The sequence below is a fragment of the Peribacillus frigoritolerans genome (assembly GCF_030676415.1).
In the GTDB taxonomy this organism is placed as follows: Bacteria; Bacillota; Bacilli; order Bacillales; family DSM-1321; genus Peribacillus; species Peribacillus frigoritolerans_A.
The window spans coordinates 145573-160825 of the sequence record NZ_JAUUTW010000002.1 but is presented as its reverse complement, the minus strand read 5'-3'; the positions used below and the strand labels follow the sequence as shown (position 1 = coordinate 160825).

The window sequence follows — 15253 nt, the reverse complement described above, 5'->3', positions numbered from 1 at the left end:
TTATAAACAAGGGCTCTAACACTTGGTAATCAATGGTGGAGGTAAAAAAATAAGAGGCAGCTGGTAAGCTGCCTCATTGTGCTATATCTAAATATATTTAAAAACTACCTGTGTTGACTTTCTCTGGACGGACCACTGGTTCGGATAATTTCTTCCCTTCTTCATTAAGAACATCGGCGCTGCCCTGCACTTGCACTTCAACGCTTTCAATTCCTTTCTGTTCCGTTAAAGAAAGGACCAAGGCATCAAGTACTTCCTGTGATACCTTTTTCTCTTTAAAGCTTCCAAGGATATTTTCGTTAAAATTAAGGCTTACCTTACCTTCTGCCACTTTAGGCTCGTCAAGTAAAGCTACATCACTCATGAACCCTGTTTGCAGGTTAGAACCAGAAGGACTCTTCGTTAATTCCTGAATGACTGCTGTTACATTATCAGACACCGTTTCGCTGATCCTGCGCGTCACCGGAACATAATAGGTGTACTCCTCGTCACCGCCTACATAATAAACGGTCAGTGCTTTGGTATTGGAAATGTCGACAACGTCACTCGTATCGATATTGATTCCTGACGACCTTGAGATATTCTCATCTATCGGCGTGCCGTTGACCGGCATTTCGGAAATATCTTCCCCATTAATTCTCATTTGGATTTTATCCACCGAGTCGAATTGTGTCAGGGTCCATGTAATGGCTTGAAGGATTTTAAGTTCATCCTCTTTCTGATAGTTTTTGAACTCCGGCGAAAAGTCCGCCACAGCCACTCCGTCTTTGATGTTCACGCTTATTTGGGTATCGGCAGGAATGACGGCCCTGAACCCATTTGGAAGTTTATCCGTGACTGGTCCATTATCGACAAGGTAATCAAGGGCCTGTTTAGCGACAGCTTCCGATTTAGGAAGTTCCATTGTCTGCGGAACCACATACCCGCTTTTATCAATTAAATATAACTCCGTCTTCACTGTTTTCGATTCAATAGCGCCTTCTTCTCCATCAGTCGCTGGTTTTTCCTCACCATTCGTTTCTGTTTCTTTTAATGAAGATTCATCCTCGACTAATGATACATCCTTTGGTGGATCTATTTCCTTTTTCTCTTCACCGCCAAATAATCCGCAGCCTGAAAGCCAAAAAGAAGATGCCAGAATGGTCACAGCCATTGTTACTTTTGATTTATTGGACATAAAATCACTCCTAGGACAGTTTGTACTCCTATTTATACGAGCCCTAGGAAAAAATAGACCAATTATTTTTCTCTCTGATAATGGAGCTGGGCAATTTGCCCGTACTGCAGCATCTTTGTCAGCTTCATTGGGATTTCTGGACTTCCTGATTGGAACAATCGAATCCCATCCCCCAGTATAATCGGGATGATGGACAGGATCATTTCATCCACCTGCGTTTCCCTCATGAAATCACTCACTAATTCTGCACCGCCGACAAGCCAGATCCTTGAACCGCCTTTAAGTCTTCCGATGAAATCACCCACATCTTCGTTCACAAACTCCACATATCCTTCTTTCCCTTTCGCACTTCTTGAAAAGACATAGCAGGCTTTATCTTGATAGGGAAATTCTTCTGCCAAAGTATGAATCTGTTGATATGTCTTATTTCCCATAATCACCGTATCGATACTATTATAGAAATCTCCGTATCCATTGTCCCCTTCCCCGTCTGTCCCTTCAAGCCAATCAATGCTTCCATCTTCTCTAGCAATATATCCATCCAGGCTTGTAGCTATATACATAACAATATGCTTTTTCACTTTTTCCCCTCCTGAAAAAAAGACTTCCAAAAGGAAGCCTTATAAGTGATCAATTTTAATTGTTTCGATGGTATTGGCATGAATACCGAGCCAGCTCGACGCGATGGAACCAAACATATCTCTTGAACCGGTTGTATAAAAGCGATGAACTGGACGGAGCTTGCTTTTATTGATTAATTTATAGTAATCCAAAATGACACTTGCCTCACGTGCCGTCTCTTCCCCAGAGGAAATGACTTGTATTTCATCCCCCATATAGGAAGAAATTACAGGCCCCAGCAGTGGATAATGGGTACAGCCAAGGATTAGTGTATCGATTTTCGTTTTCTTCAACGGGTTCAAGGTTTGTGCCACGACCCGATTGACGATCCCCCCTTGAAACTCCCCGCTTTCTACGATAGGGACAAATTTCGGGCATGCTAAACTATCTACTTTCACATCGGAATTGATGGAGGCAAGTGCATCGTCATAAGCTTTGCTTTTTACTGTGCCTTCCGTACCAATAACGCCTATATGCAAGGAATCAGAAACTTTCAATGCCGCCCTTGCGCCTGGATGAATGACACCCAACACAGGAATCGGAAGTGTTGCCCTGATTTCATCCAGTACAGCTGCAGTCGCTGTATTGCAAGCGATGATCAGCATTTTTATATCCTTCTTCATCAAAAACCTCGTCATTTGCCATGTAAAGGTTTGGACATCTTTTTTGGTCCTCGGCCCATAAGGGCATCTTGCTGTATCACCTAAGTAAATTATATTTTCATTTGGAAGCTGACGCATGACTTCTTTAGCTACTGTCAAGCCGCCTACCCCTGAATCAATGATGCCTATCGGTTGTTTCAAAAAACTCGCCTCATTTTTCTTTCATTTCTAGATGTAGTTTTGCCAGAATCCCTCTGAGGGACATGATGTCAGATTCGTTGAAATTGACTAACACGCCACTCAAGTACTGCTGCCGTTTATTAATCACTTCTTCGATAATCCGTTCACCTTCTTCAAGAAGGTGAATTCGAACCACACGCCGGTCCTTTTCATCCCTGACACGCTGGACAAGCTGATGTTTCTCCATGCGGTCAATCAGATCCGTCGTTGTGCTGAAGGCGAGAAACATCTTCGTGGACAATTCGCCAATCGTCATGTCACCCGATTCAAAAAGCCATTGCAAAGCCACGAATTGAGGAATGGTAATTTTATAATCATGGAGAATTTCTCTTCCCCTTTGCTTAAGCCATGTCGATACATAGCGCAATTCCCTCTCGATATCGGCTACATATGCCGCCTGCTTCTCTTCATCCATACACACAGCTCCCCACTTCATGAAACTTATCATACTACCATTTTGGATGAAAGTGAAATGATTTTCAAGATTGATTGTCTGGAATCATATTGAAACCACCAACATAAAAATAAGCAGCATCCAAAGAAGTCAAAACAACCAAGTTGTTTTGCCCTTCCTTATATGCTGCCAATGAACGGGAGAGAAAATATTTATAAGGCTTACGTATTAAGAGTTAACACATTAAAGCTTAAGTTCTCCCATACGAAGGAGTTCTATGACTGCCTGCGAACGTCCTTTAACTCCAAGCTTCTGCATCGCATTCGAAATATGGTTTCGAACTGTTTTTTCGCTAATAAACAATTCACCTGCGATTTCTTTTGTTGTTTTGTCTTGTACTAGTAACTCAAATACTTCTTTTTCTCTTTTGGTGAGTAGTGGCTTATGAGTGAATTCGTTCTCCTTCAAGTAATGTTACCCTCCTTGCCTTCACCAGCATAAAACCCGGAGTGGGTGTCTATTTAGTCAAGATATAGTATGTCGACTAGGGCAATGGAGTGACTCTTTTACTTGTCTAAATGGAAATATTTTCAGGAATGTTCCAGCTCAGTATGCCACATCGATCGCTTCATTTCTTCCGTCCATGGTACCGGCTTTCCGGTTGACTTGGAGACTTGTACAATCGTCCCCCTGCCCGTTAAACAAATTGAACCATCTTGTTTGGTCCCCATATAATGTATGTCCACTGAAGAATTTCCGATATGGTCAGCTTTCACATGGATTATCAATTGATCATTGAAAAACATCTGCTTCAGGTAATCACACTGTAAATTGGCAACAACCGGCATCTCACCACATTTAGCCGAGGTCCAATCCTTCATGAACCCCATACTGTTGAAATACTCAATCCGAGCCTCCTCAAAATAAGTAAAAGGAATCGTGTTATTCAAGTGCCCAAACATATCAGTTTCCGAAAAACGGACCTTAATCTCATGTTTAAAAGAAAAATCATTGATCCACTCCGTTATATTATCGATATATGATATTCTGCCCATCTTGGCACACCCTTTCTGAATTGAATGACTATTCACTCATTTTATAAGAAAATAATGATATTGAAAAGGCTTTTCTATTGAAAGCAGGTTAATTTTATCAAGCTCACTTCACAAATCCTTCACAGTTGGCCTGGTGCCGGATTTACACTTCAACCCCAGTTATCAATCGTTTATGATTCTCTCGATTCCCAACCAAGTCTGCGTATGTAAAACAATGAAAAAAGAACCCATATCATAAGATACAGGTTCTTTCATGTTCATTATTAAACTTCGTCGCTGCCGAAGAAGTTACGGAATTGTTGGATCGTAGTATCACGGTTCAACGCTGCAATCGAAGTCGTTAATGGAATGCCTTTAGGGCAAGACTGCACACAGTTTTGTGAGTTACCGCAGTTTGCAAGTCCTCCATCACCCATGATCGTATTTAAACGTTCTGCTTTGTTCATCGCACCCGTTGGATGTGCGTTGAATAAACGAACTTGTGATAATGGTTGTGGCCCCATGAAGTCTGAATTGCTGTTTACGTTCGGACAAGCTTCCAAACAAACACCGCAAGTCATACATTTAGATAACTCGTAAGCCCATTGGCGTTTCTTTTCTGGCATACGAGGTCCAGGTCCAAGATTGTACGTTCCATCGATAGGAATCCATGCTTTTACCTTTTTCAATGAGTCGAACATACGGCTGCGATCGACTTGCAGGTCACGAACAACAGGGAATGTACGCATTGGAGCTAGACGAACCGGCTGCTCCAATTGATCGATAAGAGCTGTACATGATTGTCTTGGTTTACCATTGATAACCATTGAACAAGCACCACATACCTCTTCAAGACAGTTCATGTCCCATGCGATTGCTGTAGTGTGCTTGCCTTGTACAGTTACTGGATTACGACGAATTTCCATTAGAGCGGAAATTACGTTCATATTCGGGCGGTACGCTAATTCGAATTCCTCATCATAAGGAGCTGAATCCGGTGTATCTTGACGAGTGATTATAAAACGGACTGTTTTAGTCTCAGATTTAGTTTCAACCATTTTTTTGCTCCCCCTCTTTAGTGTTTCGTAGTGTAGTCACGTTTACGCGGTGCGATCAGTGATACATCAATATCTTCATAATGGAATTCAGGTGCTTGATCCATGCCTTTGAATGTTGCCATAGTAGTTTTCATGAATTCCTCATCATTACGTTCTGGGAAATCAGGTTTGTAATGCGCTCCGCGGCTTTCGTCACGGTTTAACGCACCAATTGTGATTACACGAGCCAATTGCATCATGTTTTGCAGCTGTCTAGTGAATGCAGCTCCTTGGTTACTCCATTTAGCCGTGTCATTGATGTTAATTTTCTTGTAACGTTCCATCAGCTCAAGAATCTTGTTATCCGTTTCTTTCAGCTTGTCATTGTAACGAACTACAGTAACATGCTGTGTCATCCACTCACCAAGTTCTTTGTGAAGGACGTACGCATTTTCGTTACCATCAAGAGACATGACTTCATTCCATTTCTCTTGTTCTTGTTTTTCGTACCCTTCATACAATGAAGAAGGAATGGATTCTGAAGTTTTATCAAGGCCTTCAATATATTTAACGGCATTCGGTCCAGCGACTGAACCACCAAAGATTGCAGAAAGAAGTGAGTTCGCACCAAGACGGTTACCGCCATGTTGTGAGTAGTCACACTCACCTGCAGCGAATAACCCTTTGATGTTAGTCATTTGGTCATAATCAACCCAAAGTCCGCCCATAGAATAGTGAACGGCAGGGAAAATTTTCATTGGAACTTTACGAGGATCTTCACCCATGAATTTCTCGTAGATTTCAATGATTCCGCCAAGTTTAATATCAAGTAATTTAGGATCTTTATGTGATAGATCCAGGTAAACCATGTTTTCTCCATTGATGCCAAGCTTCATGTTCATACATACGTCGAAGATTTCACGAGTCGCGATATCACGAGGTACTAGATTACCATAAGCAGGGTATTTTTCTTCAAGGAAATACCAAGGTTTTCCGTCTTTATATGTCCAGATACGTCCACCTTCACCACGAGCGGATTCACTCATTAGACGAAGTTTGTCATCGCCAGGGATTGCTGTCGGGTGAATTTGAATGAACTCACCATTTGCATAATTTACACCTTGTTGATAAACGATGGAAGCTGCTGAGCCTGTATTGATCATTGAGTTAGTTGATTTACCGAAAATGATTCCAGGGCCGCCGCTTGCCATGATGACTGCGTCTCCAGGGAATGATTTGATTTCCATTGAAGTCAGGTTTTGAGCTACGATACCGCGTGCTGTTTGCTCATCATCGATAACAGCTCCAAGGAATTCCCAGCCTTCGTATTTCGTTACAAGGCCTTCCACTTCATAACGGCGAACCTGCTCGTCCAATGCGTAAAGTAATTGCTGACCAGTTGTTGCACCAGCGAATGCTGTACGGCTATGTTGAGTACCACCGAAACGACGGAAATCAAGAAGACCTTCCGGAGTACGGTTGAACATTACACCCATACGGTCAAACATGTGGATGATCGATGGTGCTGCATCGCACATCGCTTTAACCGGCGGTTGGTTAGCCAAGAAATCTCCGCCATAAACTGTATCGTCGAAGTGGATATATGGAGAATCCCCTTCACCTTTTGTATTTACTGCCCCGTTGATTCCGCCTTGGGCACAAACTGAGTGAGAGCGTTTAACAGGCACTAAAGAAAATAAATCAACCTGTTGTCCCAGCTCTGCTGCTTTGATCGTAGCCATTAATCCAGCTAGACCTCCACCAACGATAACTATTTTACCTTTACCCAATTCTGTCACTCCCTTATTTCCATTAGCCAAGCTATGTTTTTCCTAATACTTATTAATGAACTCTATCTTCTTATACGAAAGCGAAAATTGCGCTAAGTCCGATATAAGAAAGAAGAACGAAAACGATCAATGTAAAGTAAGTCATGATTCTTTGCGATCTTGGTGAAACTGTCAGACCCCAGCTCACTGCAAAAGACCATAATCCATTAGCAAAGTGGAAGATTGCCGAGATAATACCAACAATATAGAACACAATCATGAATGGACTAGAGAAAATATCTGCCATCATGTCAAAGTTAACTTCAGCACCCATGGCTGCTTGAATTCTAGTTGCCCATATATGCCAAACAAGGAAAATCAACGTTATGATTCCAGTTAGACGTTGCAGCATGAACATCCAGTTACGGAAGAAACTAAATCTGCCTAAATTGTTTTTTGCTGTAAAGGCAATATAAATTCCGTACACAGCATGGAAAATGAGCGGTAGATAGATGACGACCCATTCTACCAAAATCTTCACGGGCGTATACTCAATTAAATGAACTGCCCCATTAAAAGTCTCTTCTCCTTTTGTTGCCATAAAGTTTACCGATAAATGAAAAATTAGGAATAGACCAATTGGAATTACTCCTAGAAGTGAATGAAGCCTGCGATTCCCAAACTCACGATTCTTTGCCACTAAGTGCCCCCCCTTAATTTGTGAAAAATCATGCAAAGATAATCTGGTGGCTACCTTTTATCTCCGCGTGAAAATACAGTATAGAGTCAAAAAAACTCCTCTATACTTCCTTTACAATTATGTGACATGTCCATTTTACTCCTGACTTCTATGTGCGTCAAGAAAACGGATACAAGAAATCTCTTTTTCAGAATAGATTTTATTGGATTAAATTGGATAATTTTTGTTTGTCAAGATGATATTTTGAAGAAATTTCTAATTTAACTATTAATATCTCGGTATAATTTCTCATTTTTTTCCAATTGCGATTTAAATAAATAAAAAACAGTATAATTTGCAAAAGAAATACGTTTATAATAGATTTACAGAAAGAGGCGATAAATTATGAAAAAAAATATTGCTGCTGCGATAGAAGAAGAGATTCAAACTGAAGAAATTCAAACTGAAGAATTCAAAGTTCCAGCTTTCGGATACGAATTAATCAGAGAAGTTCTATTGAACGATATTCTTGGAAAAGACTCTAATCAAATCCTCTATTGGGCAGGTAAACAATTAGCAAGAAAATTCCCATTGAATGGCGATCAGGAAGTTATTGAATTTTTCCAAAGCGCTGGATGGGGCAATCTGGAAATCTTGAAGTTTACGAAACACGAGATGGAATTATCCCTGTCGGGTGAAATAATCAGCCGCCGCCTGGATTTACACCCTGATTGTCACTTCCAACTTGAAGCCGGTTTCCTTGCCGAGCAGTTTGCACTGCAAAAAAAATTCCTCAGCGAATCAACGGAAGAAATCAAACGCCGCGCAAAAAAAGTGATATTCACCATCCAATGGGATCCCAGAGATCCAATCTAATGAGCCCTTAAAACAGACTTACCCTTTTTACCGGAAGTCTGTTTTTTATTGGACTCCAACACTTAAGCTAGCACTTTTGCATGCTGACCTAGTTTAAATGCTTCATGAAGAGATTCAACCGCCTTCACCATTTCCTTTTCATTGACGACGGTCGAAACTTTAATTTCCGATGTGCTGACCATTTTCACCTGGATGCCTGTGTTGGCCATCACTTCAAACATCTCGGCAGCCACTCCCGGATTGGATACCATACCAGAACCGACGATGGACACTTTGGCCAACCCGCTCTCCGTTTCGACTCGGTCGAATCCCAATTGTTCTTTATTATTTTCCAGCACGATCAAGGCCGCTTCCGTATCTTCACTTTTTGTGGAAAAAGATAGATTCGTCGTATCCTCCGCAGTCATGCTTTGAATGATGATGTCCACATTAATCCGGTTTTTCGCAAGTGTCGTGAAAATTGTGGATAATGAACCAAGTGATTGGGGCAAACCATATATTGTAACCCTAGTAATACTGTCTTCAAAAGCAATGCCGCGTACAATTAAGTTTTCTTCCATAGTTGCTTCCTCCTCAATGATCGTTCCTGATTCTCTCTCCATGCTTGAACGTACTTCAAGCGGAATTTGATAATTTTTTGCATATTCGACTGCCCTTGGATGAAGGACGCCGGCCCCCAGGTTGGCAAGTTCCAGCATTTCATCGTAAGAAATGGATTGGAGTTTTCGTGCGCCTTTTATGTAGCGCGGGTCCGTTGTGAAAACGCCGGTTACATCCGTATAAATATCGCATCTATCCGCATTCAGCGCTGCAGCGATGGCAACCGCCGTCGTATCGGAACCGCCTCGCCCTAAGGTAGTGATTTCCCCATTTGCATCACTCCCCTGGAAACCGGCTACGACCACTATTTTCTTCTCTTGAAGCTGAGCTTGGATCCTTGAAGCATCGATGTTTAAAATCCGGGCATTGCCATGAACGGATTCCGTTTGCATGCCAGCCTGCCAGCCAGTATACGAAATGGCTTCATATCCTTCTTCAATCAATGCCATCGTTAACAGGGAAATCGTAATCTGTTCCCCAGTAGTCAATAGCATATCCATTTCCCTTTTGCTCGGGGTTCCGGAAATATCCCGGGCCATGGAAACCAATTGGTCCGTGGTTTTCCCCATAGCTGAAACAACGACGACTACCTCATTTCCATTCTCTGCCTCCTCGATTACCCGATTGGCAACATTTTTGATTTTTTCTACGCTACCGACGGATGTTCCGCCGAATTTTTGAACGATTAATGCCATCCTCATGCACCCTCTCTACCTTTTTAGGCAATAAAAAAAGCAATGAGAAATATCTCATTGCTGTGATCACATATCTAATACTGTAAACACAGTGAGATAGCTCTCCAGGGTATAACCCCTGACAATCCGCCATTTATTAAATGTCGGACCAGGAAAACAAGGTATGAGTCTTGTCTTCCTTCGGCGTCATCCCCTTTCAAAACCTTTCATGGAAGCTCATACTTCTCCAGGTTTTTACTCTTGAATTCCGCACCTCTATCAGCACTTTTAAGTTGTCTAATTAAAAATTCCTTTTAATCATAGCATAGAGATTAATCGGTAGCAAGATTATTCTTGTAATTTTCTAACGATTCCCTCGGCTACCCCTTTTGGCATGCCAGCTTCCATGATTTCCTCGGCTGTTGCCTCTTTGATTTTCTTCAATGATCCAAAATGTCTTAATAATTGCTTCCTTCGCTTTTCCCCGACTCCTGGAATATCATCAAGCTGGGAGTGAACCGCATTTTTCCCGCGCAGCTGGCGATGAAACGTAATCGCGAACCGATGCACTTCATCCTGAATTCTTTGCAATAGGTAAAATTCCTGGCTCCGTGAATCAAGAGGCACGAGTTCAAGCGGATTTCCGATCATCAATTGCGATGTCCTATGCTTTTCATCCTTAACGAGGCCAGAAAGTGGAATATCAAGGCCCAATTCATTTTCCAGAATATCCCGAACGACTTCGACATGTCCCTTTCCGCCATCAATGATGATCAAGTCCGGAAGCGGAAGCCCTTCTTTCAATACTCGAGAATACCTTCTTCTGACCACTTCACGCATCGATTCATAATCATCAGGCCCCTGAACCGTCTTGATTTTATATTTTCGGTACTCTCTTTTTTCCGGCTTCCCATCAATGAACACGACTAGAGCGGAAACAGGGTCACTTCCCTGGATATTGGAGTTATCGAAAGCTTCAATTCGATGCGGGGTGTAGATACCCAGTTGGTTCCCGAGGTTTTCCACCGCATTGATCGTTCTTTCTTCATCCCTTTCAATCAAAGAGAATTTTTCCTGAAGGGCGATGGAGGCATTTTTATTCGCCAATTTAAGCATGTCTTTTTTCGCTCCCCGTTTCGGGTGAATCGTTTTGACACCAAGCAGCCCTTCGGCCATTTCGGCATCCACTGATTCAGGCAGCAAGATTTCCTTTGGTTTAAAGTGGTTCGTAATCTCGTAAAACTGACCGAGGAATGTAAGAAGTTCCTGTTCGGGTTCATCGTAGACCGGAAAAAGTGAAACATCCCTTTCTATCAATTTACCCTGCCGGACAAAAAATACCTGAACGCACATCCAGCCTTTATCATAGGCAAAGCCGAATACATCCCTGTCGACGAAATCGGTCGTCATCATTTTCTGCTTCTCCATCGTAATATCGATGTGGGCAATCTTGTCCCGGAACTCCTTGGCCCTCTCAAAATCAAGCTCTTCTGATGCCTCTAGCATTTTTTCAGTCAGTTCTTTTTTTATTTCAGTATGCCCTCCGTTCAAGAACCGGTTGATATCATCCACCATTTTTTTATATTCCTGTTCCTCTACTTCATATACACATGGGGCCAGGCACTGGCCAAGGTGATAGTAGAGACAAACGCGATCCGGTAAAGTATTGCATTTCCTTAGGGGATAGATGCGGTCGAGCAATTTTTTCGTTTCGTTAGCTGCAAATGCATTCGGATAAGGACCGAAATATTTCCCTTTGTCTTTTTTGACTTTTCGCGTAATGATGAGACGTGGGTGGCGTTCCGCAGTCAGCTTGATGAAAGGATACGTCTTATCATCCTTTAGCATGACATTATATTTTGGATCATGTTTTTTGATTAAGTTCAACTCTAAAATAAGAGCCTCGATATTGGAAGAGGTGACGATGTATTCGAAATCCTCAATCTCATTCACGAGCCGAAATGTTTTTCCATCATGAGATCCCGTAAAATAAGAACGGACACGATTTTTCAACACCTTCGCTTTGCCTACATATATGATCGTTCCCTGACGATCTTTCATTAAATAACAACCAGGCTGATCGGGAAGAAGGGCAAGTTTATTCTTAATTTGTTGATTCATGCATTCAGCCTCCTGTTCTCCCATTTTTACAATCATTATATATCAAGATAGCGAAAAAAGCTTCAAGTCCGCAGACTTGAAGCTTTTTTCAGCTAACTTACTATTACGCGTGTTTTGCAATAAGTTCAGCAAGTGCTTCTTTAGGTTGGAAACCAACAACCTTATCAACCACTTCACCGTCTTTAAGGACGATTAATGTCGGGATGCTCATCACACCGAATTTTCCAGCTGTTTCTTGGTTTTCATCTACATCCACTTTTACGATTTTTGCTGTATCGCCAATTTCAGTATCAAGCTCTTGAAGAACTGGAGCGATCATTTTACAAGGTCCACACCATGGAGCCCAAAAATCTACAAGAACGACACCTTCGCTAGTATCTGTTGTGAAAGTTTGGTCAGTTGCATTTACAATAGCCATATATATTTCCTCCTCAAATTTACTCAAATAACTAAAAACAGTATACCATTGTTGTTCGAATCGATGCTAATATTTTGCTTCAGTGGTAGGATGTCCAAAAAAAGAGTAAATATGCAGGCCGAAATCCTTGCCGATTAACCAAATAAAGGGGCAAGACATATCGGCTTATGCCAAATGTCTTGCCCCTCATCTGTATTATTTCTCTTACGCGTTAACTTTAAGTTTTTTGAATTCTTCCGTAAGTAATGGAACGACTTCGAAAAGGTCTCCGACAATTCCATAATCAGCCACATTGAATATGTTAGCTTCCGGGTCTTTATTGATGGCAACGATAACCTTGGAGTTGGACATCCCCGCTAAATGCTGGATCGCACCAGAAATTCCGCAGGCGATATAAAGGTCAGGTGTTACGACTTTACCCGTTTGCCCGATTTGCAAAGAGTAATCGCAATAGTCCGCGTCACATGCTCCGCGGGAAGCTCCTACCGCTCCGCCAAGAACTTGTGCCAGTTCCTTTAATGGTTCAAAACCATCTTCACTTTTCACGCCCCTGCCACCTGCGATGACTACTTTCGCTTCTGAAAGGTCGACCCCTTCACTAGCTTTTCTAACAATATCTTTAATGATTGTGCGTATATCCTTAATATCCACACTTAATGTAGAAACATCACCAGAGCGGGACTCATCTTTCGCTAATGGTTCGATATTGTTCGGACGGATCGTCGCGAATATCACGCCATCCGTAACAATTTTCTTTTCAAATGCTTTACCGGAATATATCGGGCGGGTGAATACGATATTTCCGCCTTCTTCGTCAATGGATGTAACGTCTGAGATCAAACCTGATTCAAGCTTTCCAGCCAATTTAGGTGCAAGGTCTTTTCCTAGGGCCGTATGTCCAAAGAAAATCCCTTCTGGCTTTTCCTGCTCGATGACGGCAAGCAAGCTTTGCGCATATCCATCTGAAGTATATTGTTTCAATTGATCATTTTCGACTGCAACAACCCGGTCTGCGCCATACTGGATCAATTCATTTCCAAAATTTTGAACACTGTCACCAACTAAAACACCTACGATTTCCCCGCCATCTGCAGCAAGTTTAGCCGCACCGATAGCTTCAAATGATACATTTCTTAGTGAACCGTCACGAACTTCGCCCAATACAAGAAACTTTCTAGCCATTTATAAAAACCTCCTGTGCTCTATTTTTCTTTTTGTCGTGTGTCGTTGTTTTGAAAAGTACCGTACCGATTAAATCACTTTTGCTTCACTGCGTAATAATTGAACAAGTTCGCTAACTTGATCACCGATTTCGCCGTCCAATACTTTTCCAGCTTCTTTTTTAGCAGGAAGGTAAATTTCAATCGTTTTTGTTTTTGCCTCAACATCTTCTTCTTCCAAATCCAGGTCATCCAATTCCAATTCTTCAAGCGGTTTTTTCTTCGCTTTCATGATTCCTGGCAATGAAGGATAACGTGGCTCATTTAGCCCTTGTTGAGCTGTCACCAACAATGGAAGGGATGCTTCGATCGTTTCAGAGTCCCCTTCGACATCACGGATAACGCTTACATTTCCATTTGCGATGTCCAGTTTAGTAATGGTTGTAATATAAGGAATTTCTAAAATTTCGGCAACGCGTGGTCCCACTTGACCAGAACCGCCGTCGATTGCAACGTTCCCTGCAATGATCAAATCGGCATCTTTACCCTTTAAGTATTCGCCTATAATCTTGGCAGTCGTGAATTGGTCGCCATTTTCTATGTCGTCTTCTATATTTATCAATACGGCTTTGTCAGCACCCATTGCCAGCGCTGTGCGCAATTGCTTTTCAGCCTCTTCGGTTCCGACAGAAATAACCGTTACTTCGCCGCCTTGTGCATCACGCACCTGGATTGCTTCTTCAACTGCATACTCATCGTATGGATTAATGATGAATTCTGCTCCGTCCTCATTAATTTTCCCGTTGGATAGTGTAATTTTTTCTTCTGTATCAAATGTTCTTTTCAGCAGTACATAAATGTTCACGATAATACCTCCCGAATGATTTGAGTTTTGAAGATTATGAATTTTATTGATATATAGTATTGTTCTACAGATTTCATCAAAATCCTGCATGATATATAAAAATAGTTATTTATACCGAATCATCATTTCCCTTTGAATACAGCTTCCCTTTTTTCAATGAAAGCGCCGATTCCTTCTTTTGCATCAGCGGTATCGAAAGCTTGGCCAAAGAGGGCGGCTTCCCTTTCCACACCTTTATGGTAGGAATCATGCTTGGAATAATTTAATAGCTCAATGGCCGACTTTAAAGCCAGCGGGCTTTTCTTGGCAATTTTATTGGCTAGTTCCTTCGCTTTTGGAATCAGTTCTTCATCCGTGAAGGCATGATTCGCCAATCCGCATTGCACAGCTTGGATTCCTGAAATCGGTTCACTTGTAAACAGCATTTCAGCTGCTTTCGCCATGCCCACATAACGAGGAAGGCGTTGAGTCCCAGCAAATCCAGGGATTAAGCCCAACTGCAGTTCTGGCAAACCCAGTTTAGCCCTTTCGGTTACCAAACGGATGTGACAGGCCATAGCCAGCTCCAATCCTCCGCCAAGCGCTGCTCCATGGATGGCTGCAATGACCGGTTTTGGAAAAGATTCGATTTTCTCAAATACAGATTGACCATTCTTGGTCAGCTTCTCGAAAGCTTTCCCGTTTTTCACTTCCGTAAACTCTTTAATGTCTGCTCCTGCAGAGAAGAATCTTCCTTCACCATGAAGAAGGACAACCCGTACGGCTTCGTTTTTCTCAATTTGATCGAAGGCCTGTGAAAGCTCTCCGATGATAGCCGAAGAAAGCGCATTTGCAGGTGCATGATCAATCGTTATAAAAGCCACATGATTTTCGACAGAAAGCTTAAGATATTCCATATCAATCCCTCCAGGCATCTAGTCAAACTTTTTTGAAAATTCAATATGTACCGCTTCCAGTCAAATCCAGAAGCAGAATTAACCGATTCT

The 15253-nt window shown here is 42.0% G+C and carries 16 protein-coding genes and 1 riboswitch; of the genes, 1 reads left to right on the top strand and 15 read right to left on the bottom strand.

All coding sequences use genetic code 11. The annotated features are described in order from the left end of the window. Positions 1 to 97 precede the first annotated feature (97 nt). From Q8G36_RS02740 to Q8G36_RS02700, 9 genes are all read right to left on the bottom strand, one after another. Positions 98 to 1177: a GerMN domain-containing protein gene (locus Q8G36_RS02740; protein ID WP_305158880.1), complete on the bottom strand. Its 1080-nt coding sequence runs from the start codon at positions 1175 to 1177 to the stop codon at positions 98 to 100. A 62-nt stretch (positions 1178 to 1239) separates the two neighbouring features. Then, entirely contained in the window at positions 1240 to 1758 is a 519-nt protein-coding gene (locus Q8G36_RS02735; RefSeq protein WP_305158879.1) for a dihydrofolate reductase family protein, read from the bottom strand. 39 nt (positions 1759 to 1797) lie between these two features. Next, positions 1798 to 2601: a glutamate racemase gene (racE, locus tag Q8G36_RS02730; RefSeq protein ID WP_305158878.1), complete on the bottom strand. Its 804-nt coding sequence runs from the start codon at positions 2599 to 2601 to the stop codon at positions 1798 to 1800. A gap of 10 nt (positions 2602 to 2611) precedes the next feature. Further along, positions 2612 to 3055, bottom strand: a complete 444-nt coding sequence (locus tag Q8G36_RS02725; RefSeq protein WP_305158877.1) for a MarR family winged helix-turn-helix transcriptional regulator — start codon at positions 3053 to 3055, stop codon at positions 2612 to 2614. Between the two features lie 222 nt (positions 3056 to 3277). Beyond that, positions 3278 to 3502 (bottom strand): helix-turn-helix domain-containing protein, encoded by a 225-nt coding sequence (locus Q8G36_RS02720; protein WP_028392149.1) that lies wholly within the window; start codon positions 3500 to 3502, stop codon positions 3278 to 3280. 122 nt (positions 3503 to 3624) lie between these two features. After that, entirely contained in the window at positions 3625 to 4089 is a 465-nt protein-coding gene (locus tag Q8G36_RS02715; RefSeq protein WP_305158874.1) for an acyl-CoA thioesterase, read from the bottom strand. 263 nt (positions 4090 to 4352) lie between these two features. After that, positions 4353 to 5126 (bottom strand): succinate dehydrogenase iron-sulfur subunit, encoded by a 774-nt coding sequence (gene sdhB / locus Q8G36_RS02710; RefSeq protein WP_048689018.1) that lies wholly within the window; start codon positions 5124 to 5126, stop codon positions 4353 to 4355. 17 nt (positions 5127 to 5143) lie between these two features. Next, on the bottom strand, positions 5144 to 6895 hold the full coding sequence (sdhA, locus tag Q8G36_RS02705; RefSeq protein WP_305159030.1) for a succinate dehydrogenase flavoprotein subunit: 1752 nt from the start codon (positions 6893 to 6895) through the stop codon (positions 5144 to 5146). A 70-nt stretch (positions 6896 to 6965) separates the two neighbouring features. Then, on the bottom strand, positions 6966 to 7574 hold the full coding sequence (locus Q8G36_RS02700) for a succinate dehydrogenase cytochrome b558 subunit (RefSeq protein ID WP_305158871.1): 609 nt from the start codon (positions 7572 to 7574) through the stop codon (positions 6966 to 6968). Positions 7575 to 7958: 384 nt separating this feature from the next. On the opposite strand from Q8G36_RS02700, the gene Q8G36_RS02695 reads away from it, so the two are divergent. Further along, the gene (locus Q8G36_RS02695) at positions 7959 to 8429 is read left to right on the top strand and encodes a YslB family protein (RefSeq protein WP_305158870.1); all 471 of its coding nucleotides are present in this window, start codon (positions 7959 to 7961) and stop codon (positions 8427 to 8429) included. Between the two features lie 62 nt (positions 8430 to 8491). Here Q8G36_RS02695 and Q8G36_RS02690 read toward each other — a convergent pair whose 3' ends face one another. The 6 genes from Q8G36_RS02690 to Q8G36_RS02665 all read right to left on the bottom strand — a co-directional run bounded on the left by Q8G36_RS02690 (position 8492) and on the right by Q8G36_RS02665 (position 15163). Then, complete coding sequence (locus Q8G36_RS02690) at positions 8492 to 9724, bottom strand: aspartate kinase (RefSeq protein WP_305158869.1); 1233 nt, start codon at positions 9722 to 9724, stop codon at positions 8492 to 8494. A gap of 89 nt (positions 9725 to 9813) precedes the next feature. Beyond that, a riboswitch (Lysine riboswitch) is annotated at positions 9814 to 9990 on the bottom strand. Between the two features lie 61 nt (positions 9991 to 10051). After that, a complete protein-coding gene (gene uvrC, locus Q8G36_RS02685; RefSeq protein WP_305158867.1) occupies positions 10052 to 11824 on the bottom strand; it encodes an excinuclease ABC subunit UvrC in 1773 nt (590 codons plus the stop codon). A gap of 103 nt (positions 11825 to 11927) precedes the next feature. Then, positions 11928 to 12242, bottom strand: a complete 315-nt coding sequence (gene trxA, locus Q8G36_RS02680; RefSeq protein ID WP_034308995.1) for a thioredoxin — start codon at positions 12240 to 12242, stop codon at positions 11928 to 11930. A gap of 204 nt (positions 12243 to 12446) precedes the next feature. Continuing rightward, complete coding sequence (locus Q8G36_RS02675; protein WP_305158866.1) at positions 12447 to 13424, bottom strand: electron transfer flavoprotein subunit alpha/FixB family protein; 978 nt, start codon at positions 13422 to 13424, stop codon at positions 12447 to 12449. A 69-nt stretch (positions 13425 to 13493) separates the two neighbouring features. Continuing rightward, positions 13494 to 14267: an electron transfer flavoprotein subunit beta/FixA family protein gene (locus tag Q8G36_RS02670; protein WP_305158865.1), complete on the bottom strand. Its 774-nt coding sequence runs from the start codon at positions 14265 to 14267 to the stop codon at positions 13494 to 13496. 122 nt (positions 14268 to 14389) lie between these two features. Next, the gene (locus Q8G36_RS02665) at positions 14390 to 15163 is read right to left on the bottom strand and encodes an enoyl-CoA hydratase (protein ID WP_305158864.1); all 774 of its coding nucleotides are present in this window, start codon (positions 15161 to 15163) and stop codon (positions 14390 to 14392) included. Between the last annotated feature and the right edge of the window lie 90 nt (positions 15164 to 15253).

Bases quoted from the DNA above. Each gene is read 5' to 3' on its own strand.
- Q8G36_RS02665 (WP_305158864.1), bottom strand. From the start codon at position 15,163: ATGGAATATCTTAAGCTTTCTGTCGAAAATCATGTGGCTTTTATAACG.
- Q8G36_RS02715 (WP_305158874.1), bottom strand. From the start codon at position 4,089: ATGGGCAGAATATCATATATCGATAATATAACGGAGTGGATCAATGAT.
- sdhB (WP_048689018.1), bottom strand. From the start codon at position 5,126: ATGGTTGAAACTAAATCTGAGACTAAAACAGTCCGTTTTATAATCACT.
- Q8G36_RS02695 (WP_305158870.1), top strand. From the start codon at position 7,959: ATGAAAAAAAATATTGCTGCTGCGATAGAAGAAGAGATTCAAACTGAA.
- trxA (WP_034308995.1), bottom strand. From the start codon at position 12,242: ATGGCTATTGTAAATGCAACTGACCAAACTTTCACAACAGATACTAGC.
- uvrC (WP_305158867.1), bottom strand. From the start codon at position 11,824: ATGAATCAACAAATTAAGAATAAACTTGCCCTTCTTCCCGATCAGCCT.
- Q8G36_RS02690 (WP_305158869.1), bottom strand. From the start codon at position 9,724: ATGGCATTAATCGTTCAAAAATTCGGCGGAACATCCGTCGGTAGCGTA.
- Q8G36_RS02740 (WP_305158880.1), bottom strand. From the start codon at position 1,177: ATGTCCAATAAATCAAAAGTAACAATGGCTGTGACCATTCTGGCATCT.
- Q8G36_RS02675 (WP_305158866.1), bottom strand. From the start codon at position 13,424: ATGGCTAGAAAGTTTCTTGTATTGGGCGAAGTTCGTGACGGTTCACTA.
- Q8G36_RS02725 (WP_305158877.1), bottom strand. From the start codon at position 3,055: ATGGATGAAGAGAAGCAGGCGGCATATGTAGCCGATATCGAGAGGGAA.